This is a genomic window from Mycobacterium montefiorense (assembly GCF_025823255.1).
Taxonomy (GTDB): domain Bacteria; phylum Actinomycetota; class Actinomycetes; order Mycobacteriales; family Mycobacteriaceae; genus Mycobacterium; species Mycobacterium montefiorense.
Map to the genome: position 1 here is coordinate 343,845 of NZ_JACKVL010000013.1, position 23,019 is coordinate 366,863.

A 23,019-nucleotide genomic window follows, 5' to 3' on the forward strand; every position below is an offset into this window, starting at 1 on the left:
CTTACTGTCCTCGCTTCCGCCGCATCGCGGCTCCCTGGCGCGCCGCGGCGCGCTGTTGTGCTCGGTCGCGAACCGCGTTACCTCGATCGAGGTTTTGTTCAGGCTCGGCGAGGCCGAGCTGGCGGATCACTTCGACCGTGAGGTCTTGCAGCGATGCACCTTGCAGGATCATCGCCACCGGTGGCTCGATGCCGAAATCCGCACGTGTGGTGTTGCGGATCCGCACTGCCATCAAAGAATCCATACCGAGTTCGGTCAGCGGCACCCCGGTGTCGACGGCCGACCGATCGGCATAGCCCATCACCCCCGCGATGCGTCCGCACAGGCGTTCTCGCACCACTTCCCGGGCCTCGGCCGGATCGAGCTCGCGCAGGGCCTGGGGTCCGGACCAGTCGCCGCCGTCGCCGGCGATGTCCAGTTCGGAGACCACGCTGGTGAAATAGCCGAGGTTACGGATCTCGGGGAACGCGAGCATCGCGCGGTCGGCACGCAGCCGGGTGACGCCGGTGTGGCTACGGTCGGTGGCCAGCAACGCGTCCATCGCCGCGATGCCCTCCGCCGGACTGATGGGGTCAAGCGGGCTGCCGACCAGTGACTGAGCGACACCCACTTCCGACCACGGTCCCCAATTGATCACCGCCGCCGGCATTCCGGCCGTGTGGCGCCAGGCAACCAGCGCATCGAGCCATGCGCTTGCGCACGCGTATGCGCCCTGCCCTGCCGAGCCGAGCAACGAGGCGGTGGTGGAGAAACCCACCCACCAGTCGAGCTCACGACCGACGCTGGCCTGGTGCATCCGCAGCGCGCCGGCGGCTTTAGGAGCCCACACTCGCTGCAGGCTCTCTTTGCTCATCGACAACACCAGACTGTCGTCGATCACCGCGGCGCCGTGCACGATGCCGGCCAACCGGCGATTCTGGTCCTCGGCGGCCGCGACTAGGCGTTCGGCGACGCCGGCAGCGGCGATATCGCCGCACACCACCGCGACCTCGGCGCGGCTTTCCAATTCGGCCAGCACCTTGCGCGCGTCGTCGGAGGGTTCGCTGCGCCCGTTGAGTACCACCCGGCCCGCGCCGCTCTCGACCAGCCAGCGCGCGAAGACCAGGCCGAGACCGCCGAGGCCACCGGTGACGATGTAGGACGCGCCCGACTCGACGACCGCGTCGCGCACCGGCTCGCCCAAGGTCGCGCGGCCCAGCCGCTCCACGTACCGCTGTCCGTCCCGCCAGGCGACGACGTCGTCGAAATTAGCCGCGGAATCCTGTGATTCGAGTTCGGCCATCACCGCGGACACCGGGTTCCGGGTGATGTCGAGGTCGACGAGCGTGGTGCGCAGGTCGGGATGTTCGTAGGCCAGCACCCGGACCAGACCCCGCAGCGCACCGATCGCCGGGCGGCCCGGTTCGTCATGAACCGCCAGACCGCCGGCCGTGACCAGCCAAAGCCGCGGTGACCGGCCGTGCCAGCCGCCGAGGACCGCGCGCACCACCGTCGAGATCGCCCACACCGAATCCCGGGCCCGGTTGAGCCCGGCGGCGGTGATGCCGGCATCGTCGGAGCCATCGTCGACGAACGCGACCACGCCGACCGGCGGGCGCTCGGGATCGCCTGCCGTTTCGGCGAATGCGGCGAGCATTGCGGCTTCATCGCCGAGATCGGCGGTGATCACCCGGCGCGCCGGTGAGCGCCACTGCTCGACGAATTCCCCGGCCTTCGAGCCGGCATCGGTGAGCACCAGCCAACTACCCGGAGCGTCGGAGGAGCCCGCATCCGCGATGGCGGCGTCAACCCAGCTGGTGTCGAAGACTTTCTGCGCCAGCGGCAATGGCGCGCTGCGCCGTTCGACGCGGCGCAGGTAGAGATCGTTGATTTCGGCGGTCACGTTTCCGGCGTCGTCGGTCAAGGTGATCTTGCCGAGCTTTCCGGCGCCGCCCGCGTCAAGGTCCATCAGCCGGGCCCGGCAGCGGGCGTGCCGTCCGGGGTTGCCGTACACCCGTAGCGACTCGAAAGATACTGGAAGGTAACTGATTTCGGCCGAACCCGCGGTCGCGGCGGCTTCCTCGCCGGGTATCGCCGCCGCCAGACCTTGCAGGGCCGCATCGAGCATGACGGGGTGGATGCGGTAACCGGGATGCCTGGGCGCCCCTTCGGGCAGGGTGATCTCGGTTTCCACCGAACCGTCCGGCTGCCGGTTGATCTGAGTCAGCGCCGCGAAAGACGGGCCGTGATTCTGTCCGGTCAACCGCAGCACCGCGTACAGATCGGCCGGCGATACCGCGGTCTGGCCGTCGCGGGTGCCGGGTGTACGCCGCTCGGGGGTGGCTTCCGGCGGCGATACCGCGGCCCTGGCGGTCGCGTGCCGGCACCAGCCCGCGGGGGTGCGCGAATAGATCTCGATACGGGTCTTGTCGTCGGCGTCGCGGGTCAATTGCGTCGTCACCTGGGTGTGGCCGTCGAGGGTGAGCATCTGCTCGACCTCGAGCTGGTTGATCGCCAGGGCGTCGACCGGCAGGCCGAACGCTTCACTTGCCGCGGCCAAAGCGATTTCGGCGAACCCGGCCGCCGGCATGACTGCCTGGCCGAAGACCTTGTGGTCGGCCAGCCAAGGGGATACGTCGGTGCCGACGTCGGCTTGCCACACGTGGTCACGGCTCGAGGGAACTTCGACATGCATGCCGAGCAGCGGGTGCGCGTCGGCCGAGTCCGGCCCGGGGTAGCTAGCCGAACGGTCCGCGACCCAGAAGTGAGTGTGCTGCCAGGGCGTCAGCGGGATGTCGGCCAGCCGCCGGGTGGTGTCGATCTCCGGGAGCTTGCCGACCGCCGCGAGTTGGGTGTGGAACGTGACGGTGTCGTCGGTGTCGCGTTGCAGGGTGCCGACGGTCGTCAGCTGAGCCCGGTTCGCCGAATCGCTGAGCGTGTCGTCGATGGCATAGGTGAGCACCGGGTGCGGGCTGACCTCGATGAAGGTGTGGTAGCGGGCCGCCGCGGTGGTGATGGCTTGGTGGAAGCGCACCGGGTTGCGCAGGTTGGCGGCCCAGTAGCCGGCGTCCAGCACGGTCTGGGGCTGCTCGCTGGTGGTGCTGATCATCGGAATGGTCATCGGCTGCGGCGCGAGATCGGTGAGCGCGGAACGCAATTGCGGCAACACCGGGTCGATGATCGGGTGGTGGGAGGCCACGTCGACGTCGATGCGGCGGGCCAGCCGGTTTTGGGCGGCCACCGCCTCGATCACCGCGTCCACCGATTCCGGTGGCCCGGCGATCACGGACTGACGTGGTGAGGCATGGACCGCCAACGTCACCTGTGGGTAGTCGGCGATCAGCTGCGCGGCGGCGTCGGCGTCGAGCTCCAGCAGGGCCATCGCGCCCTGGCCGGCCAACTGCGCCATCAGCCGCGAGCGGGTGGCGATCACCCGCAACCCGTCGGCGGCGCGCAGCGCCCCGGCGACGACGGCGGCCGACACTTCGCCCATCGAGTGGCCCACCACCGCGTCGGGTGTTACGCCATACGAACGCCACAGTGCGGTCAGCGCAAGCTGAATCCCGACCAGCACCGGCTGAATGCGGTCGATGCCGACCACTTCGACGCCGTCGGCGAGAGTCTGGCGCAGCGAAAAGCCGGCCTGTGCAAGGAAATCAGGCTCGAGCTCGTCGATGGCCGCGGCGAACGCCGGTTCGTCGGCCAGTAGCCGCCTGCCCATGCCGACCCATTGCGAGCCCTGACCGGAGTAGACGAACACCGTGCCGGGGCCGGTGAAGCCGTCCCGGCACTCCAGCACGCCGGGAACGGGGCGCCCGGCGGCCAGCGCGCGCAGACCCGCGATCGCGTCCGTACGGTCACGTGCGACCACGACAGCGGCCTTGGGATGGCGGGACCGGTGGTGGTTGAGGGTGTGCGCGACATCGGCGAGCGGCGCCGCTGCGCCGGGGCCTTCCATCCAGTCGGCCAGCCCCGCGGCCAGCGAGGCGGTCCGCTGAGAGGTCTTGCCCGACAGCACCAGGGTGGACAGCCGCGGACCGGATCCCTTCACCGGTGCCGATTCCGGGGCTTGTTCGATCACCACGTGCGCATTCGTCCCGCTGAGGCCGAACGACGACACGGCCGCCCTGCGCACACCGTCGGGCCACGCCGTGGGCTCGGTCGGGACGAACAGCCGGGTCGACGAGGGGTCGATGGCCGGATTCCATCGGGTGAAGTGCAGATTGGGCGGAATCTGGCCGCGTGACACAGCCAGGGTCGCCTTGATGAACCCGGTGATTCCGGCCGCGGCCTCCAGGTGACCGATATTGGTCTTCACCGAACCGAGCGCGCACTTGCCGTCGCCACGGCCGTAGGTGGCCGACAGTGCCTCGAATTCGATCGGATCGCCCAATATTGTTCCGGTGCCGTGTGTTTCGATGTAGTTCACCCTGTCCGCGGTCGAGTCGGCCTGCCGCAGCGCGGTGGTGATCACGTCGCGCTGTGCCGCCGCATTCGGCGCGGTCATGCCGTTGGATCGGCCGTCTTGGTTGATCGCCGAGCCGCGGATCACCGCCAGCACCCGATCGCCGTCGCGGGTGGCGTCGGCCAGTCGCTTGAGCACCACCACGCCGCAGCCCTCGCTACGCACGAACCCGTCGGCCAGGGCGTCGAAGGTCTTGCAGCGGCCGGTGGGCGACAGGGCCGACCACTTGGACAGCGCGATGCTGGTGAACGGGGACAGCATCAGCTGAACGCCACCGGCGAGCGCCACGTCGCTTTCGCGCAGCCGCAGGTTCTGGCAGGCCAGATGCAGCGCTACCAACGACGACGAGCACGCGGTGTCCACGGCCACCGCGGGGCCGCGCAACCCCAGCAGATAGGAGATCCGCCCGACCGCGGCGCTGTGCGGGTTTCCGGTGCTCATGTACGCGTCGATTTCGGCGCGGCGCTCGAGGTTGACGATCGTGTAATCCCACGCCGACAGCCCCATTATCGCGGCGGTCCGGCTGCCGCTCAGCGAATCTGGTTGCAGCCCAGCATGTTCGAGTGCCTCCCAGGCGACTTCGAGCAGGATCCGCTGTTGGGGGTCCATCGCCTCGGCTTCGCGCGGGGTGATGCCGAAGAAGTCGGCGTCGAAGCCGGCGACGTCGTCGACAAAGCCTCCCCACTTCGTCGTCATCCGCCCCGGTGCCTGCGGGTCGGGGTCGTAGAACGCGTCGGCATCCCAGCGATCGGCGGGCACCACGTCGACGGCGTCACGCCCGTCCATCAACAGCTGCCAAAAGCTGTCCGGCCCAGTCACACTGCCCGGCAACCGGCAACCGATCCCAAGCACCGCGACCGGTTCGGCGACGTCGGTGGGAAACGTCGTCCCCGCGCGCACCAGCTCGCGTGCAAGGACCTCGCGCGCCTTCGGTGACATCTGCGCCGCGCGCTCGGCAAGACTCGTCATTTACTCACTGCCCCCGGTTGCCGTCTCCAGCTCGCTGGCCGCAACGAGGTCGGACAGCAATTCCATTTCTTCATCTGACAGCTCGGATTCGGCCTCCGGCGCCGCCTCGGCCTCGGCCTGCGACTCGTAGCCCAGCCGTTCACACAGTGCGCCGGCCAGATCGGTGATGGTCGGGTAGGCCCAGACCAGCGCGGCCGGCAACATGGTGCCCAGGCTCGCTTCGAGCCTGTTGCGCAGCTCCAGCGCCATCAGCGAGTCCAGACCAAGCGACTCCATCGGCCGGTCGGGGTCGATCGGCTCGGTCGAGCGCAGCACCGCCCGGATCTCGCCGGCGATCGCGGTCGCCAGGCGCGCCGGACGCTCGGCGGCGTCGCAGGCGTCCAATTCCGCGCGGATCGCGCCGCCGCCGCGTCGCTCGGCGGGGGTCAGGTCCTGCAACTTCGCGAACAGCGAGGAACCCGCCGCCGACGGGAAGGACTGGAACCATTGGCGCGCGTCGAGGCTGAACACACCGGTGCGTGCCCGGTCGGCGGCCAGTGCCAGCTGCATCGCCGCCAGCCCCTGCTCGACGGTGATCATCGCGACACCGAGGTCGGCGAAGAACTGGGCGCGACCGACTTCGGCCCATGGGCCCCAGTTGATTCCGACGGCTGCCAGCCCGAGCGAGCGCCGATGGGCGACCAGGCCGTCCACCCACGAGTTCGCCGCGGCGTAGCTGGCCTGGCCCGGCGCGCCCAGCAGTGAAGCCACCGAGGAGAACGTCAGCCACCAATCGACGTCCAGGTGCGCGGTGGCCTGATGCAGGCGCCAGCTGCCGGCGACTTTCGGGGTGAACACCCGCCGCGCGGCGGCATCCGTGACGTTCAGCACGATCTCGTCATCGAGAACCATTGCGCTGTGCAGGACTCCGGCTACCCGAAAGCCGGCGTCTTCGACCGCCCGCACCAGCCGGCCGGCCGTGTCGGCGTCGGCGATGTCGCCGGTGACCACCTCGATACGACTGCCGGCGGCGTTCAATTCTGCGATCGCCGAACGGGTCTCGTCGCTGGGCGCTGAGCGCCCGTTCAGCACAACCAATCCCGCGCCCTGTTCGGCCAGCCACTGCGCGACGACGAAGCCGAGGCCGCCCATGCCGCCGACGATCAGGTAGCCGCCGTCGGGACTCACCAGCGGAAGTGGTGGCGGTGCCGCGATCGCCGCTATGTCACCGCCGGCCGGTATCGACATCACGATCTTGCCGGTGTGCCGGCCCGAGGCCATCAGCCGGAATGCGTCGGCTGCGTCGGGAAGGCTGAACTCGGTGACCGGGAGCACCTGCAGTTTGCCGTCGGCCACGTGCGCCAGGATGTGCCCGAGCATTTCGCGGTAGCGCGCGGGTTGCAGCTTCAGATTCAGGTCGAGGTCGACGACGGCGAAGGACGCGCTTTTCGCCAGTGCGGCCAATCCCAGGCTGGCGTCGGCGTGCACGTCCTTCTTGCCCAGCTCGATGAACCGGCCGCAGGGGGCGAGTATCTGTACGCCGCGCTGAATCGCCTCGCCCGGAAGCGAATTGAGAACGACGTCCACGCCGTAACCGTCGGTGATGTCGAGTATCTCGTCGGCGAACGCCACGTCGCGGGAGTTGCCGATGTACTCGACGCCAAGTCCGGCCAGCATTTCACGTTTGGCATCAGAGCCGGCCGTCGTGTAAATGCGGGCTCCGATCATCTTGGCGATCGACACCGCGGCCAGCCCGACACCGCCGGTGGCCGAATGAATCAGCACCCGCTCGCCGGGTGCCAACCGGCCGACCTCGCACAGTGAGTGCCAGGCGGTCAGATACGCGATGCCGAATGCGGCCGCCTCGCCGTCCGGCAGCGCCTCGGGGACCGGGGCCACCAGATCGGCCAGCGTTGTCATGTGTGAGGCGAAAGTTCCGGGCCCGAACGCGATGACGCGCTGTCCGACCCCGACCGCGTCGACACCTTCCCCGACCGCCGTCACGAAACCGACGCACTCGCCGCCGATCACCAGCGGGGCACCGTCGAGTCCGGGATACACGCCCATCGCCTTGAGCACGTCGCTGAAGTTGAGGCCGGCGGCGACGACGCGAACTTCCACTTGACCGGCCGATGGCGCAATCCGCTTGACCGCGTGCACTTTCAGCTCGTCGAGGCGCCCGGGCCGGTCGATCCGCAGCCGCACGGCGCTGTCGCCATCCAGGCTCACCACGGTGCGGCGGGATTCTGCGACAAGGTCACCGGCCGCGTCGACCGGCGCGGGCACCAGCCGGTTGACATACCGTTGCTGCTCGCGCAGCGCGATCTCGTCGTGGTCCGCGCCGGCCAGCAGCTCCTCGGTCAGCGCGGTCAGGGTGCCGGAGCCGTCGGCGTCGATGTCGACGATCGTGGTCCGCAGTTCCGGATGCTCGAACGTCAGCACCCGCGCGATGCCCCGAAGTTGGGTCTGCGCCAGGGTGACTGCATCGCCGGGATCGAGCTGTTGGGCGCCGCGGGTGACGATCCACAGCCGGGGGCTGTTGCGGGCCCCCATTCGCGTCACCGTCTTGGCGATGTCGGCGATCAGCAGCGTGCGGGTCTGCGCCAGCTCCAGCTGCGCCGCCTCGTCGCGCGCCCCGTCGACGTTGCGCGCCGGGCAGACCACGACGATGCTGTCCCACGGGTTTTGGGTGATCGCCGCGCGCAGACTTGCCGCGTCGGCGGCCGACACCACCTCGATGTCGGCGACGCCGTCGTGCAGCGACGACCGCAGCGCGGGTAGCAGCGGGTCGTCACCGATCAGCAGCACGCCGCCGAGCGTGCCAACGGGCTTGTCCAGAGGTGTGGGCTCCCACTGCACCGTGTACAGCTGACTGCTGAGTTCGGTTGTGCCGCCGCTCGACCCGAGTACCGCCATCTCCACCTCGTCGATGACGAGCAGCGGCCGGCCATCCGGGTCGGTCAGGGTGACGTGACCGCGGAGCCGGTCGGGGCTATCGGTGGCGGCCAGCGAGCCTATCGAGCAGACACCGCCCGTGATGTCGCCGTAGACGTGAACGCCCGCGAAACGTATCGGCAGCACCAGGGTTTGACGGGCTGACTGCCCGCCGGCCAGGTCGGTCGCGATCCGGGTGGCGCCCAGTGCCTGCACGGCGATGTCCATCATCACCGGGTGCAGGCCGAAGCTGCGGAAGCCGGTTTTGGCCGTCGCGGGCAACCGCACGTCGGCGCGGGCGGCACCGGACTTTTCGACGGCGAGCCCGACGATTCCGCGGAATGCCGGTCCGTGTTGTTGGCCCGCGCCGCGCAGCCGTTGGTAGAGCTCCTCGGGGTTGAGTTCGTCGGCCACCTCGTCGAGTGGCGCCGGTCTCGGCACCTCGTCTTCGGACACGGTCTCCCGGGCAACCGTTGCGGTGGCGTGTTTGATCCACCCCGAAGTGGCATTGCGCGTGCGCATTTCGATCCGGCACGTCTGCTCGTCGCCGGTCAGCGTCGTGACGAGCAGCGTGCGATCCGTGACGTGCAGCATCTGGTGCAGGCTAAGTTCGCGGATCATCCAGCCCGCTGAGCCTGCGGCGTCTGCGAATGCGTTCGTCGCGGCGGCCAGCGCGACCTCGGCGTAGGCCGATCCGGGCAGCACGCAGAGGTCGTCGATCACGTGGTCGCCGAGCCACAGCAGATCTGGGCACAGTTCGCATTCCCAGATCCGGGTGCCGGTGCCCGGATCGGTGACGCCGATGCCGAGCAGTGGGTGGGTGTCAGCGGTGTGGTGGGCGGGGATCGTGGGGGCGATCCAGTGCCGGGTGTGCTGCCACGGTGTGGTGGGCAGCACCGGGTGCGGCTCGCACGGGTGCGGAGTCTGCGGCGGGCGGCTGGTGTGCGTGGTGTTCAGGTTGGTGTGGAAGGTCAGGGTGTCGTGCGCATCCCGTTGCAGGGTGCCGAGACTCAGATAGTCGGCACCGTCGTCGTTCTCACGCGCAGCGAGGGTTTCGGTGATGGCATGCGTCAACAATGGGTGGGCACTGACCTCGATGAAGGTGTGATGCTCGGCGGCTGCGGCGGTGATGGCCTGTTGGAAGCGCACCGGGTTGCGCATGTTGGTGGCCCAGTGCTCGGCATCGAATGCCGCTGGGGCTTGCAGGTTTTCGTAGGTGGTCGAGATGACCGCAATGGTCGGCGGTTGCGGGTCCAGACCGGCCAGCTCGGCACGCATCGCGGGCTGCAGGGCGTCCATGGCCGGGTTGTGCGGGGCCACTTCGATGTTGACTTGGGAGGCGAACTGGCCCTGCGCGCGCACCGTCGCGATCAATTCGTCGATCTGTGCGGTGGGCCCCGAGATGACCGTCTGGCGCGGGGAGGCATAGATCCCCAACGTGACCTGCGGGTGGTCGGCGAGCAGCGCCTCGGTGGCGTCGGCGTCGAGTTCGAGCATTGCCATGGTGCCCTGCCCGGACAACGGTGCCATCAGCCGCGACCGGGTCGCGGTCACCCGCAACCCCTCGGCGGGGGTGAGCGCACCCGCGACTACCGCCGCGGCCACTTCGCCCATCGAGTGCCCGATCACCAGATCCGGGGTGACGCCGTAGGAACGCCACAGCGCGGTGAGCCCGATCTGCATCCCGATCAGGCCGAGCTGAATCTGCTCGATGCCGTCGAGCTCCTTGCCGGTGGCGATCATATCGTGCAGCGAAAAGCCGGCTTCGGCAACGAATGTCGGCTCCAGTTCGGCGACCGCCGCGGCGAATGCCGGCTCGTCGGCCAACAGCTGGCGACCCATGCCGGGCCACTGCGATCCACGGCCCGAGTAGACGAACACCGTGCCCGGCCCGACCGACCCTTCGTGGCAGTCCACGACTCCCGGGGCGGGTTCGCCGGCGGCCAGCGCACGCAATCCCGCGACGGCTTTGTCGCGGTCGGCGGCGGCCACCGTGGCGAACTTGGTCTGCCGGGCCCGGTGATGGTTGAGGGTGTGGGCGACATCGGCCAGCGCCACGTCGGCACCGGGGCCGTCCATCCAGTCGGCCAGCACCGCCGCCGTCGCCGCCACCCGCTGCTTCGTCTTGCCCGACACCAACAGCGTCGTTACCGCCGGGCCAGACCCCTGGTGCGGAACCGGCACCGGATCTGCTGCCTGCTCGACCACGATGTGCGCATTCGTTCCGCTCACACCGAACGACGACACCCCAGCCCGGCGCGGTTGCCCGGTGTCCGGCCATTCCATGTCCTCGGTGGCGATGGTCAGCCGAGACACACCTTCGCTGGCGTGCGGCGTGAGCTCGCGGAAGTTGAGGTTGCGAGGAATGCGCCCGTGCCCCACGGCCAGCACGGTCTTCATGAATCCGGCAATACCGGCCGCGGCTTCCAGGTGACCGAGATTGGTCTTGACCGCGCCCAACACCAGTGGCGCGCGGTCCTGTCGGTCGGCGAAAACCTTGCTCAGCGAATCGAGTTCGATCGGGTCGCCGAGCGGAGTGCCGGTGCCGTGCGCCTCGATGTAGTCAATGTCGGCCGGCGTCAACTTGGCCGACGTCAGCGCCTGGCGAAGCAGCGCCTGCTGCGCCGGGCCGTTCGGAACGGTCACCCCGCTGCTGGCGCCGTCCTGGTTGACCGCCGAACCGCGCACCACGGCGAGGATCCGGTTGCCGTCCCGTTGCGCGTCCGAGAGTCGCTTGAGCACCACCACCCCGGCGCCCTCACTGCGGACATACCCGTCGGCGCCCGCGTCGAAGGTTTTGCATTGGCCTTCCGGCGACAGCATGCCCGACCGCGAGCAGGCGATGCTGGTTCCCGGCGTCAGCAGCAGGTTGGTCCCACCGACTAGCGCCGTGTCGCTTTCGCGCCAGCGCAGACTCTGGCAGGCAAGGTGGATGGCCACCAGCGACGACGAGCACGCCGTGTCCAGCACCACCGCGGGACCGCGGGCCCCGAGCAGGTAGGCCATCCGGCCGGCGGCGAAATTCGCCGAGTTCCCGGTGAGTACGTAGGCGTCGAGGTCGACCGGGCGCACCGTGCCGGACATCTTCAGCATGTAGTCGTAGGCGGTGACACCGACGAAAACCGAGGTCTGGGTGCCGCGAATGGTGTGCGGCGGAATGCCGGCATTCTCCAAGGCTTCAAAGGCGACTTCGAGGAACAACCGCTGCTGCGGGTCCATCGCCGCCGCCTCGCGCGGGGTGATGGAGAAGAACTCCGCGTCGAATTCGTCCGGCTCCCAATTGGAAAGGAAGCCGCCTTCGCGGTTGCAGATGGTGCCGGGAACCGTGTGGTCCTCGGTGAAAAGAGCGTCGGCGTCCCAGCGTTGCGATGGAACCCGCACAATGCCGCTGCGCCCATCGCGCAACAAATCCCAGAACTGTTCCGGGTTGTCGACACCACCGGGAAACCGGCAACCCATCCCGACAACCGCGATGGGCTCGGTGCCCGCCTTCTCGGCGATCTCCAGCCGAGCCGACAGATCGTCGATCTTGTGCAGCGCCTCGGCAATGATCGCCCGGCGATCTGGTGTCGGGGTGGTCATCAGGTCCCTCTTAGTCTTTCCGAAAGTTGTTCCAACAACTCGGCTTCGCTGAATTCGTCGTAGGCATCCGCGTCCGGCTGCTCGTCGGCCTCGCCGAGCTCGGGCAACACCGTGCCCAGATAGTCGGTGAGGCTGTACACGGTGGGGTAGTCGAAAACCACGGAGGCGGGCAGGAATTCGCCGAGGGTGTCGGACAATGTCCGCTGCAGAGTCACGCTCATCAGCGAGTCCATCCCGAGCTGGAAGAAGCCGGTCGAGGGGTCCAACGACTCCGTCGGCGGCAAGCCCATCACATTGGCCGCGAGCCGAGCCACCTGGTCGAGCAACATGTCGTGGCGCTGTTCCGGCTGGCACTTGCCCAGGGCGATGCGGAACTCACTTTCCGGCATCGCCGTCTCGCCGGGGATCGGCAACAGATCGTCGACGATGCGCAGCGAGCCGCGGGTCCGGTAGGCGGCCGCCAGCAGCGGCCAATCCGCTTCGACGACAACGGAATGCACCCCGGCCGACGGGCTCATCGCGCGTGCCAGACCGCCGATGGCGATCTCGTCGTCCATCGGCAGCAAGCCGGAGCCCATGCTGACCTGGCTGAAATCGTGTTCGGCGTCGGCCAGCGATTTCCACAGTCCCCAGTTGACCGTGGTGGCCGACAGCCCCATCACGCGGCGCGCATAGGCAAGCGCGTCCAGGTAGCCACTGGTAGCGGTGTAGTGGGCCAGCCAGCGCGAGCCGGTCAGGCCGGAGATCGAGGAGAACAGCACGAAATGGCGTACCGGCTTTTCCAGCGACAGCCGGTGCAACACCGTGACGGCGTCCAGCTTGGGCGCGAACATCGCGGTCACATCGTCGTTCGTCATCTCGCTGAGCAGGATCGGCTGACCGGCGAAGGCCGCCAGATAGATACCTTCCAGCACAGGCAAGTCGGCGCCGAACCGGTCGAACAGCGCGCTCATCGCCGTCTCGTCGGTGGCATCCGCCGCGATGGTCATGAGTGTAATACCTTGTAATGCAAGGCTTTCCGCGAGCTCATGCAGTCGTTGGCCAGGGTTGCGGGAGACGGCGACGACGGTCCCCGCGCCCATTCGCGCGAGCTGGCGGATCAGGTGCGGCCCGATATTGCCGGTAGCGCCGATGACGAGCTGAGCGGCGTCGGGGTCCAGCGTGACCGCTTCGGCCGGCAGCACACGCTTGCGCAGCCGCGGCACGTGCCGCCGTCCGGACCGGTAGACGACCTGGTCTTCGCGATCGCCTGCGCCCGCCTCGTCGAGCACCAGCCGTGCCAGTAGCTGGACGGGTACCGAGCTGTCGAAATCGATGATGCTGCCCCATATCTCGGGGTGCTCGAGCGCGAGTGTCCGTCCCAGGCCCCACAGTGCCCCGTGACTGGGGTTGGCGCGATCGCCTTCGTCAAGGGGTTGAGCGTTGCGGGTCACCAGGAACAACTTGGCCGGCGAACTGCTGGCCGCCATCGCGCAGGCAAGCCGGCGGACCTGATGGAAGAGCTGATAGGCCGTTCCCACGTCGAGCGGATCGCCCGGATCCGGAGCGGCGTAGACGACGTGGTCGACATCGCCGAGCGCCCCGCCCAACGCGGCCGGCTCGGCATCCGCGGCCCGCACGTCGGCCAGGCAACCCAACTCGGCGGCCAGGGCTGCGTCGCCGACCACCAGCCAGCGGCCGGCGACCGTGGTATCGGCGTCGGGCAGCGGCGCTGCTTCCCACACGACCTGATGCGACCAGTCATCGAGCGGTCCGCCGATTCCCGGTGTCGAATGGGTGTGCTGCGCAGCGCCATTGCGTTCCGGCGCTGTCGCCTTGTTCACGGGAATCCAGTGGTGGGTGTGGTGCCACGGGGTGGTGGGGATCTGGGGGTGTGGTTCGGGTGGATGTGGAGTCTGCGGCGCGTTCGCGCTGTCGGTCAGATAGAGGTTGGTGCGGAAGGTGACGGTGTCATCGCTATCACGCTGCAGCGTCCCGACGCAGGCGTACTTGGTTCCGTGCTGGGCGCTGTGCAGGGTTTCCAGCACGGCTTGGGTGAGTAGTGGGTGGGCGCTGATCTCGATGAAGGTGTGGTGGTCGGTTGCGGCTTTGGTGATGGCTTGTTGGAAGTGGACGGGGTTGCGCATGTTGGTGGCCCAGTGTTCGGCGTCGAATGCTGCTGGGGGTTGGAGGTTTTCGTAGGTGGTGGAGATGATCGGGATCGATGGGGGTCGTGGGGCCAGGGTGGCTAGTTCGGTGCGCATGGCGGGTTGCAGGGCGTCCATGGCTGGGTTGTGGGGGGCTACTTCGATGTTGACTCGGCTGGCGAATCGGTTTTGGCTGCGTACCTTGTCGATGAGGGCTTCGATCGCGTCGGTGGGTCCCGAGATCACGGTTTGGCGTGGCGAGTTGTAGATGCCGAGTGTGATGTGGGGGTGGTCGGCGATCAGCGCCTCGGTTGCGGCCACATCAAGCCCGAGCAGGGCCATGCCGCCCTGCCCCGACAGCGGCGCCATCAGCCGCGAGCGGGTGGCGGTGACCCGCAGTCCTTCGGCCGGGGTGAGCGCGCCGGCGACGACGGCCGCGGCGACTTCGCCCATGGAGTGCCCGATGACCAGGTCTGGGGTGACGCCGTGGGAGCGCCAGAGTTCGGTCAGGGCCAGTTGCATGCCGATCAGGCCGAGCTGGATTTGTTCGATGCCGTCCAGTGGCTTGGCGGTGGCGATCACGTCGTGCAGTGAGAATCCGGCCTCGGCAACGAATGTCGGCTCGAGTTCGTTGACGGCGGCGGCGAACGCCGGTTCGTCGGTCAGCAGTCGTTGGCCCATGCCGGCCCATTGCGAGCCGCGTCCGGAGTAGACGAACACGATGCCCGGCCCGCCGGCGCCTTCGTGGGGGCCGACCACGCCGGGGGCGTGCTGTCCGGCGGCCAGGGCGCGAAGACCGTCGATGGCGTGGGTGCGGTCGCGGGCGACGACGGTGGCGAACTTGGCTTGGCGGGCCCGGTGATGGTTGACGGTGTGGGCGACATCGGCCAGCGCCACGTCGGCACCGGGGCCTTGCATCCAGTCGGCCAGCACCGACGCCGTCACCGCCACCCGCTGCGCCGTCTTACCCGACACCACCAACGTCGACACCCCCGGCTCGGGGAGTGCCCGACGAGGCGGCGCGACGTCTTGGCCCTGTTCGATCACCACGTGCGCGTTGGTGCCGCCGAATCCGAACGACGACACCCCGGCCCGGCGCGGACGTCCCGTCTCGGGCTAAGCGGTCTGTGTGTCAACAACTTTCATCCGCAGGTTGGCAAAGGGGATATGTGGATTCGGGCTTTCGAAGCGCTGATTCGGCGGAATCTCGCCGCGCTGTACCGCCATCACGGCTTTAATGAAGCCGGCGATTCCGGCTGCGGCCTCGGTGTGTCCCAGGTTCGTCTTCAGCGCGCCGATCAGCAGCGGCGAGTCCTCGGGACGACCACGACCCAGCACCGCACCCAGAGCGCGAGCTTCGATCGGATCGCCCAACAACGTTCCGGTGCCGTGTGTTTCGACATAATCGACCATGCCGGGCTGCATTCCCGCGTTGGTGTAGGCGGCACGCAGCACCGCCATCTGGGCCGCCGGGTTGGGAGCCATCAACCCGTTCGAGCGGCCGTCCTGGTTGACGGCCGAGCCGCAGATCACCGCCAGCACCCGATCGCCGTCACGCTGGGCGTCGGTCAACCGCTTGAGCACCACCACCCCGGCACCCTCACCACGCACAAAACCGTCCGCCGCCGCGTCGAACGCGCGGCATCTACCGGTTGGCGAGAGCGCGCCGACTTGGTCGAAACCGCGGAATACCGCCGGCGTCAACAGCAGGTTCACCCCCGCGGCAATGGCCAGATGGGAATCCTGGGTGCGCAGGCTCTGGCAGGCCAGGTGGATGGCCACCAAAGAGGACGAGCAGGCGGTGTCCACCGCGACCGACGGGCCGCGCAGATCAAGGAAGTACGAGAGACGGTTGGCGATGATGCTCATCGCGCCGCCGGTGTTGTTCCATCCGTCGACCTGGCACAGATCGTTGGACGCGATCACGCCGTATTCACTCAGGCATGCCCCGGCGAATACCCCGGTCTGCGAACGGCGCAGCGAGCTCGGCGGTATCCCGGCATGCTCCAAGGCTTCCCACGCCACCTCCAGCAGCAGGCGCTGCTGGGGGTCCATCTTGTCGGCTTCGCTGGGGGATATCTCGAAAAACTCGGCATCGAACGCGTCGATGTCGGGCAAAAACGATCCCCACCGCGTTGTGCGGGCCAGCGTCGCCGCTACCTCAGGCGAGCCGCTCTCGAATGGCTGCCACCGCTCGGGCGGCACTTCCCCGATCGTGCAACCGCGCTCAACCAATAACTCCCACAACGCTTCCGGGCCCGTTATCCCGCCGGGGAAGCGGCACCCATCCCTACGACGGCGATCGGCTCGTCCAGGGCGTTGCGCATCGGGCGCTTGGCCCCCGCGTCGGATTCGGGGTCGGGTTCGGGCGCGGTCAGGTATGCGGCCAGGGCGTTGATCGTCGGGTGCTCCCAGAATTCGATCGGGGATACCGGCTTCCCCAACAACTCCGACAACTCGCCGGACAGCACGACCGACTCGCGAGAGCTCACGCCAAGGTCGGCCAGGGAGAGGTCAGGGTCGACTTCGTCCGGGGTGCATCCGATGTTGGTCACCAAGTAGTCGACGAGCCAGTGGCGCAAGTCAGCTTCGCCATTGATGCTCGAAGAGGTCATACGCTCACATCCAGCCGCTTGAATCCGTCAGTTTGATAGCGCTCGACGCAGGCCGAGCGCCGGACTTTGCCGCTCGTCGTGATCGGTATCGAACCGGGCGACACCAGAACAAGATCGGCGACCCGAAGACTGTGCGACTTCGAGATCGCCGAGGTGACCTTGCGCTTCACCGAACGAAGCCGCACCAAACCCTCTTCCTCGGACGCCGCTTTGCTCTTGAGCTCGATGATGGCCACCAGTTGTTCGGTGATGTCGTCGGGCACCGAGATCGCCGCGACCCGGCCGCCGGTGATCTCGGTGATCGTCGCCTCGATGTCGTCGGGGTAGTGGTTGCGCCCGTCGACGATGAGCAGGTCTTTGATGCGGCCCATGATGAACAGTTCGCCGTCGGAGATGACGCCCAGATCACCGGTCCGCAGCCACGGCCCCTGGGCGGCGCCCGGCGCGGGATCGGCCAGCTTGGCGTTGAACACCCGCTCGGTCTGTTCCGGCTTGCGCCAATATCCCAGCGTCACGTGGTCGCCCCGGACCCAGATCTCGCCCTCCGTCCCCTCGGGGCTCTCAACCATGGTCTCCGGGTTGACGATTCGCACGGACGTGGGGTCAGGCGCACCGTAGCCGATGAGCTCGGTTCCGAGGGTGCCGTCGGTGCAGGGCCGGGCCCGACCGGCGGTCAGGTGTTCGTAGTCGAAACGCACCGTCTTGGGTGCGGAGCCGGGTTCGGCGGCAGCCACAAACAGCGTCGCTTCCGCGAGCCCGTAAGAGGGGCGGATTGCCGTCGGGCTCAGATTGTAGGAAGCGAAACGCTCGTTGAAGCGTTTCACGGTCGCCACGTGGATCCGTTCGCTGCCACTGACGATTCGCTGCACGTTGCCCAGGTCAAGTCCGGCCATGTCGTCGTCCGAGGTCCTTCGCACGGCCAACTCGAAGGCAAAGTTCGGCGCCGCCGAGAAGCAGGGACCATTGGTGGCCAGCATGTTCATCCAGCGCGCCGGGCGAACCAGGAACGACATCGGACTCATCAACACCGCGCTGCGGTCGGTGATCAGCGGCGCGCACAGTCCCAGAATCAGCCCCATGTCGTGATACAGCGGCAGCCACGATGTCAGAGTCAAAGCGGCCGGCAGCTGAGCGGGATCGCCGAAGTACGCGTACATGCTTTGCGTCACGTTGGCGATGACGTTCGTGTGCGAAACGATGACGCCGGCCGGCGTCCGCGTCGACCCCGATGTGTATTGCAGGTATGCCGCGCCGGAAGAATGGTGCCGGCTTGACGAGAGTTCGCGAGGGGACTCCAGGTCCAGCAGATCGACCTCGATGACGAACGGGGCGGGTTGCCCGTCATATGCGGTTGCGTATTTCGTCACGTCGCCGACCACGGCGGAAGTAGTGAGAATGGCGACCGGATTCGAATCGCGCAATACCGAGGAAATTCGGTCGTCGTGCATACCGTATTGCGGTGTCGAAAGCGGTACGGCGATGAAGCCGGCCTCGAGTGCACCGAAGAATGCGACGATATATTCCATTCCCTGCGGCGCCAGAATTGCGACTCGGTCTCCGGGTGAACCGCACAGTGCGAGCTCCTCGGCAACAATGCGGGCGCGCTGTGACATTTGCGACCATGTCAAGGTCTCAGCAAACCCCGCGGGGTCCTGCTCGTAGTCGATATACGTAAATGCCGTCGCGTCAGGCTGCTGGTCAGTCCGCGCCTGCAGCAAAGCAGGTATAGACGCACTGGTTACCGGCATTTCGTTACCTTCCCAACTCGCTGTCGGCGTCACTAAGTGCACGCACCCTGTGTGTTGCGTTGAGCGGCATTGTGGCTCCTAGGAGGAGCCCCCCACACACAGCAGCTGCTGGCGGTAAATCCTGGCGCTTTGAGACTAGATGGACGGGGTCCCGGTTTCCCCTCCCCGACCACGAGTCTTCTTAAGCTAGGTAAGCAATCTAACACGGGGAGGTGATGGGAATTTAGAAATCCACAGATTCATACACAGGACAGGGCGTGGGTTGTTGACTAAGCGGGCTACATTTGTCGTGAACGACGTTCTCGCAGGTCATGGCGCTATGTTCAGCAAGTGGCTTGTGGTGTTAATGGTACTGAAGGGGCATACGGGCAGCACGGGACAACTAGGTCGGCCGTCCAGCGGGCGACGGAACCGGTCGGTTTTGGCACCAGCGCACCGTTTCGCCACAGGCCCGCATGCGCCGGCCCCAGGGGCCTGCAGACGCGCGAACACAGCTGGTGCCAGCGCAGGCCGGGGGACGACGCGGCCGCCCGGACGGGGTTGTGCGCGGGCGTTTGCGGCGAACGGACGACCACCTGCGGCCCGTCGGCGGCGGGACCGTGCCGGTCCTCGCCGGCCGGTGCGCCTAGCTAACTCCTGGCGCCTCGATCGAGATTTTCTCCTCGATATTCATCACCAATTCCGACAAGTTGTTGTTGAGGTAAAAGTGATCCCCAGCAAACACTTGGAGGGAGAATTCGCCCGTGGTGCGATCCGTCCACGCCGTCATGTTTTCCTCGGCCACAATGATGTCGTTATCCGCGACGAAGGTGTGGATCGGACACGACACCGTCACCTCGGGTGCGCGGGTATAGGCGGCAATGGCCCGCACACTTTGCAAGGTGGGCAGAATCGTCGACGCGAATTCGTCATTCGCCAGCATTTCGGGGTTTGTGTCGGTGACCTGGGCGACCACGTTCAGGATGTCGCGATCCGAACCCTGCAGTTCCTTGTAGCGGATATGGCCGGGTGCTGCGCAAGACGACACGAACAGGGCCGCGACCGGATGTCCGGCCGATTGGAAGCGCAGGGCCACCTCGAAGGCCAGCAACCCGCCCATGCTGTGGCCGAAGAACACCACCGGACGGTCGGTCGGTGCAGTGGGCGCCATCGTGGTGAAGATTTCGTCGGCGAACTCGGGAATGCTCGGCAGTTGGGTGAGGCCGCGGTCGCTGCGTCCGGGATATTGGACGGCTACCCGCTGGATGTCGGTGGAGAACGCCTTCGCGAACGGCACGTAAAAGGTCGCGGAGCCACCGGCGTGCGGAAATATGTAAAGCGTTGCTGCGGGCGGCTTTGCGCCGGCGCTGCCTCGGTCCGTGGGCCCATTCACCGGCTCAGCGTATCCCGGGGCCATTAGCTGGCCCGTTGCCTCGGCAGATGCGCTTTCTCGTCGGCACGACAACGGCATGCGTCCCGCGCGGGACGCAACACGGAAGTCCTGGAAGAATCGGCTTTTGTGGGCTGATCGCCGGCTGTGGCCCGCCTGCGGTGGTTCCGGTCGGGGAATTTGCCCGACACACCGGTGTCGCCACCGCCGTCACAGAGGTAACACCAGGCACACTGGTAACAACAGGAATTGTGCAAGACGCCAGGAGGGTATGGCCGTGTACCGAGTCTTTGAAGCGCTGGATGAATTAGGCGCCATTGTCGAAGAAGCCCGCGGCGTGCCGATGACGGCTGGCTGTGTGGTGCCTCGTGGTGACGTGCTGGAACTGATCGACGACATCAAGGATGCGATCCCCGGCGAGCTGGACGACGCCCAGGACGTGCTGGATGCTCGCGATGCGATGCTTTCCGACGCCAAGTCGCACGCCGAATCCATGGTGTCCTCGGCGACCACTGAGTCGGAGTCGATGCTCAACCACTCTCGCGCGGAGGCTGACCGGCTGCTTTCCGACGCCAAGTCGCAGGCCGACCGGATGGTCAACGAGGCACGCCAGCACAGCGAGCGGATGGTCGCCGACGCCCGCGAGGAAGCGATGCGTATCGCCACGGCGGCCAAACGCGAGTACGAGGCCAGCGTCGGCCGCGCTCAGGCCGAAGCCGACCGGATGATCGAAAACGGCAACATCTCCTATGAAAAGGCCGTGCAAGAGGGCATCAAGGAGCAGCAGCGCCTGGTCTCGCAGAACGAGGTCGTGCAGGCGGCCAACGCAGAGTCCACCCGGCTGATCGACACCGCGCACGCCGAGGCCGACCGGCTGCGTGGTGAATGCGATATCTACGTGGACAACAAGCTCGCCGAGTTCGAGGAGTTCCTCAACGGCACACTGCGTTCCGTGGGCCGCGGCCGCCACCAACTGCGGACGGCTGCCGGAACGCACGACTACGCGACCCGGTAGGGAAACTGAGCGCGCCGTAAGATTTCGCTATGGCGCGCAAACACAGCACCACTGCGCAGCATCATCCGGCCTCGCCGATGACCGTTGACGTCGCGCGGCTCGGGCGACGCCCGGGATCGATGGTGACCTTGCGCAACACCGTGCCCAGTCCGTCGCGTATCGGACTGGACATGATCGCTATCGAGCAGGGCGCGCCGCTCGACATGGATCTGCGGGTCGAATCGGTGTCGGAAGGCGTGCTGGTCACCGGCACGGTGTCTGGACCCACCGTCGGCGAGTGCTGCCGGTGCCTGACCGCGGTCAACGGGCGAGTGGAGATTGGGTTGACCGAGCTGTTCGCCTACCCGGACAGCGCCACCGAGGCGACCACCGAGGAAGACGAGGTCGGTCGGGTCGTCGATGACCGCGTCGACCTCGAGCAGGCCATCGTCGATGCCGTCGGACTCGAGCTTCCGTTCACACCGGTATGCCGACCGGATTGCCCGGGGTTGTGCCCGCAATGCGGCATCTTGCTGGCCGATGACCCCAGTCACCACCATGACGCCATCGATCCGCGATGGGCCAAGCTGGTGGACATGATGTCCGACGATTCACCCGCCCCGGACACCGCTCGGGGTGACCAGTGACTTCGCGGCAATCTTTGATCGATGCGCTCGGGGTAGAGCTGCCCGAGGAACTGCTCTCGTTGGCGTTGACGCATCGCAGCTACGCCTACGAGCACGGCGGACTGCCGACCAACGAGCGGCTGGAGTTTCTCGGCGACGCCGTACTGGGTCTGACCGTCACCGACGAGCTCTATCACCGTCATCCCGACCGTTCGGAAGGTGATCTGGCCAAACTGCGTGCCAGCGTCGTCAACACCCACGCGCTCGCCGACGTGGCGCGGCAGTTGTCCGAAGGTGGGCTGGGCAATCACTTGCTGCTGGGGCGGGGCGAGGCGAACACCGGCGGCGCCGACAAGTCGAGCATCCTGGCCGACGGCATGGAGTCGCTGTTGGGCGCGATCTACCTGGCGCATGGCATCGAGACATCGCGCGAGGTGATCCTGCGTTTGTTCGGCGGGCTGCTGGACGCCGCGCCCACGTTGGGCGCCGGGCTGGATTGGAAGACCAGCTTGCAGGAGCTCACCGCGGCGCGCGGCATGGGTGCGCCGTCCTACCTGGTCACTTCCACCGGCCCGGACCACGACAAGGAATTCACCGCGGTGGTGGTCGTGATGGAGACCGAATACGGGTCGGGGATGGGTCGCTCCAAAAAGGAGGCCGAGCAGAAGGCCGCGGCGGCGACCTGGAAAGCGCTGGAGGCGCTGGACCCCGCTGGGAAAACGCCCGCCTAGTGCCCGAGCTGCCCGAAGTCGAGGTGGTGCGCCGCGGCTTGCAGGCCCATGTTGTGGGCAAGACGATCACCGCGGTTCGGGTGCACCACCCCCGCGCGGCACGCCGGCACGAAGCCGGGCCCGCCGACCTCACGGCCCGCCTGCTCGGCGCGCGGATCGACGGAACCGATCGCCGCGGCAAATACCTGTGGCTGCTGCTGGACGGCGATACCGCGCTCGTTGTCCACCTCGGCATGAGCGGCCAGATGCTGCTGGGCGAGGTGCCACGCGCCGACCACGTCCGGATCTCCGCATTGCTCGACGACGGCACCGTGCTGAGCTTCGCCGACCAGCGGACCTTCGGGGGGTGGATGCTGGCCGACCTGACGGAATCCGACGGCAGCGTGGTGCCCGAACCCGTCGCTCACCTCGCGCGGGATCCGCTGGACCCCCACTTCGACGCCGACGCGGTGGTGAAAGTGTTGCGGGGCAAGCATTCCGAGATCAAACGCCAGCTGCTGGATCAGCAGGTGGTTTCGGGTATCGGCAATATCTACGCCGATGAAGCGTTGTGGCGGGCCAAAGTTCATGGTGCCCGGCTGGCCGCCGCGTTGAGCCGCCGCCAGCTGGGCGCGGTGCTGGCCGCCGCCGCGGATGTGATGCGCGACGCGCTGGCCCAGGGTGGGACTTCGTTCGATTCGCTGTACGTCAACGTCAATGGCGAGTCGGGCTACTTCGACCGCTCCCTGGATGCGTATGGGCGCGAAGGCGAAAGCTGTCGGCGGTGCGGCGCGGTGATCCGCCGCGAGAAGTTCATGAATCGATCGTCGTTCTCCTGTCCGCGGTGCCAGCCGCGCCCGCGCGGTTAACACTTTCTCGCGGAAAGCTGAGGATAACCTTCCCGTCGTGAGGTTATCCTTACG

8 protein-coding genes and 1 pseudogene are annotated in these 23,019 nt (G+C 67.3%); 4 read left to right on the forward strand and 5 right to left on the reverse strand.

The window, feature by feature from the left end:
- Position 1: 1 nt before the first annotated feature.
- From H7K34_RS15015 to H7K34_RS15035, 5 genes and pseudogenes are all read right to left on the reverse strand, one after another.
- Complete coding sequence (locus H7K34_RS15015; RefSeq protein WP_264062798.1) at positions 2-5,413, reverse strand: type I polyketide synthase; 5,412 nt, start codon at positions 5,411-5,413, stop codon at positions 2-4.
- Positions 5,414-11,908 (reverse strand): type I polyketide synthase, encoded by a 6,495-nt coding sequence (locus H7K34_RS15020; RefSeq protein ID WP_264062799.1) that lies wholly within the window; start codon positions 11,906-11,908, stop codon positions 5,414-5,416.
- Positions 11,908-16,649 (reverse strand): annotated as a pseudogene (locus H7K34_RS15025) (SDR family NAD(P)-dependent oxidoreductase). Before H7K34_RS15025 ends, H7K34_RS15020 begins: the two are co-directional and overlap by 1 nt.
- Complete coding sequence (gene fadD26 / locus H7K34_RS15030; protein WP_264062801.1) at positions 16,646-18,397, reverse strand: long-chain-fatty-acid--AMP ligase FAAL26/FadD26; 1,752 nt, start codon at positions 18,395-18,397, stop codon at positions 16,646-16,648. Before fadD26 ends, H7K34_RS15025 begins: the two are co-directional and overlap by 4 nt.
- Before the next feature lie 625 nt (positions 18,398-19,022).
- A complete protein-coding gene (locus H7K34_RS15035) occupies positions 19,023-19,793 on the reverse strand; it encodes a thioesterase II family protein (protein ID WP_264062802.1) in 771 nt (256 codons plus the stop codon).
- A gap of 250 nt (positions 19,794-20,043) precedes the next feature.
- Between H7K34_RS15035 and sepIVA the strand changes: the two genes are divergently transcribed.
- From sepIVA to mutM, 4 genes are read left to right on the forward strand one after another with little or no spacing between them, the layout of a single operon-like run.
- A complete protein-coding gene (gene sepIVA, locus H7K34_RS15040; protein ID WP_264063565.1) occupies positions 20,044-20,781 on the forward strand; it encodes a cell division protein SepIVA in 738 nt (245 codons plus the stop codon).
- 29 nt (positions 20,782-20,810) lie between these two features.
- The gene (locus H7K34_RS15045) at positions 20,811-21,407 is read left to right on the forward strand and encodes a YceD family protein (RefSeq protein ID WP_264062803.1); all 597 of its coding nucleotides are present in this window, start codon (positions 20,811-20,813) and stop codon (positions 21,405-21,407) included.
- Positions 21,404-22,117 (forward strand): ribonuclease III, encoded by a 714-nt coding sequence (gene rnc / locus H7K34_RS15050; protein ID WP_108925882.1) that lies wholly within the window; start codon positions 21,404-21,406, stop codon positions 22,115-22,117. The genes H7K34_RS15045 and rnc overlap by 4 nt, the downstream gene beginning before the upstream one ends.
- Positions 22,117-22,965 (forward strand): DNA-formamidopyrimidine glycosylase, encoded by an 849-nt coding sequence (gene mutM, locus H7K34_RS15055; RefSeq protein WP_264062804.1) that lies wholly within the window; start codon positions 22,117-22,119, stop codon positions 22,963-22,965. Before rnc ends, mutM begins: the two co-directional genes overlap by 1 nt.
- The last annotated feature ends 54 nt before the right edge of the window (positions 22,966-23,019 follow it).

Coding starts and splice junctions, on each gene's coding strand:
- H7K34_RS15015 (WP_264062798.1), bottom strand. CDS start 5,413: ATGACGAGTCTTGCCGAGCGCGCGGCGCAGATGTCACCGAAGGCGCGC.
- H7K34_RS15020 (WP_264062799.1), bottom strand. CDS start 11,908: ATGACCACCCCGACACCAGATCGCCGGGCGATCATTGCCGAGGCGCTG.
- fadD26 (WP_264062801.1), bottom strand. CDS start 18,397: ATGCCGGTAACCAGTGCGTCTATACCTGCTTTGCTGCAGGCGCGGACT.
- H7K34_RS15035 (WP_264062802.1), bottom strand. CDS start 19,793: ATGGCCCCGGGATACGCTGAGCCGGTGAATGGGCCCACGGACCGAGGC.
- H7K34_RS15045 (WP_264062803.1), top strand. CDS start 20,811: ATGGCGCGCAAACACAGCACCACTGCGCAGCATCATCCGGCCTCGCCG.